The sequence below is a fragment of the Streptomyces sp. NPDC054841 genome, assembly GCF_053611045.1.
Genome location: NZ_JBSGZO010000871.1, coordinates 1 through 1,607, shown reverse-complemented (window position 1 = coordinate 1,607; position 1,607 = coordinate 1). Strand labels below are relative to the sequence as shown.

Annotated in this window: 1 protein-coding gene; it reads left to right on the top strand. The window is 66.3% G+C overall.

Annotated elements, in window-relative coordinates:
• Positions 1 to 202 precede the first annotated feature (202 nt).
• The coding region (locus tag ACWGI8_RS44075) for a hypothetical protein (RefSeq protein ID WP_453669227.1) at positions 203 to 1,607 on the top strand (1,405 nt) is incomplete at its 3' end.

The window sequence follows — 1,607 nt, the reverse complement described above, 5'->3', positions numbered from 1 at the left end:
GGCTCACACGGTGGTGGCACCTGAGAAGGCGCCCGCCGAGAAGGCAGCCGGGGCCACGGAGGGGGTGATCGATGCGTCCGCCACGAAGCCGAAGGTCCAGTCCTCTTCGGCCCCACCCATCTCTGCGCACTTGCCCGTTTCCCTGCGAGCCGGTACCGGTCTGGGCTTTGGCCTCGTCGAGAGTAGTCCCTCCGAGCCGGTTGTGGACGTGGTGGACAGAAGGATCACGAAGACCAGGAAGGAGGCGTCGTGGCCGGAACTCGATCTGAGCTCGGAGGAAGTCCGTGAAGAAGTCCGTGCCTTCAAGGCCCGCCTGAACGTGCTGTACGGCCCCGACACCCTGCGGGCCCGGGCCATGGCGCTCCCGCGGAAGCCTTACGTGGAGACGCTCGAGCGGACGGTTGAGGGGTTTACCGAGCACTACACCATCACCCTTTCAGCGGTAGAACGAAGTGCCATGACGCCCAGGCAGCGGCACGACGAGATGACACTGAAGTTCAACTCGCTGGGCGGGGCGAACAGCTCCGGGGGACAGTCCAAGGACGTGGGTGTCGCGGGAGGGAGCGGTGGGTTGCTGAACTTCGGTAACCGCTCCTGGCAGCTGCGGCTGCGCGCCGGCCTCAACGCCTTCCGCAAGCGCACCAGGGCATCCGAGACCAGCATCCAAGGCCTGAGGTTCAGCGGCCTGCGCTACGTCGGCTCCTCGGTCTCCTTCGGTCAGGACTTCACCTACCACGTCGACGTGGTTGCCACCCGGACCCCGGTGCGGACCCATCGTGGGGTTCAATTCTCCCCGAAGCGGGTTGTGGCCGCCCTCCGCGAATTGATGCGGCCACTGCCGGCGAAACAAATCGCCAGGGGGCACGATTCCTTCGAGGGCTCGCTACTGGTGCACGTGCCCGAACCTCTTACCCGTACCCCCGCGGCCGAGGCTGACGTCAGGATGCACGGCAAGGTCGTACGCATGAGCAAGGCGCCCGGTGCCGCGGTGCCAGGGCTGGTTCAGAGCCTGCCGGCCGACGTCCTCTCAACGCTGGACATGATGCGCCCGGACGATGTGGTGGTCGATGTGCCGGGTTCACAGCCCCTGGCGTTCCGGCTGCGCAATCTGTTGACCAGGGTCGGCATGCCGCACGACGAGGCGACGAAGCTCGCGAACTCACTGACCGCGGACGATCAGCTGCGCGCCGCACTCAACAGGGAAGGCTTCATCGACGATATCGAACGCAGAGCCGGCATCTTCCAGAACTCCGACTTCACCGTGATCGTTGAAGGCTTCCCGTACAATTCGGCGCAAGACGGCGACCCGTTGGAGCTGATCGGCAACGACGTTGCGGAGTCGGCCATCGGGGTCAGCACCAGCGAGAGCGTCACCTCCGGCGGCGCGCTCACTTTCGCCGCGACGGTGGTCTCCTCCATCGGCAACGCCACCCAATACGGCTTTTCCCTCGGCTCCTCCCGCACCGACACTGATGTACGCGGCATCGCAGTGGGCCCCGGCCGGGCCGTCCTCGCCCGCCAGAAGTACCAGCCGCGGGTGTCGGACGCGGCGTGGCGGCTGTCGGTCACCGTGACTGACCAGTTCGCCTTCGGCAAGGGCACACCAC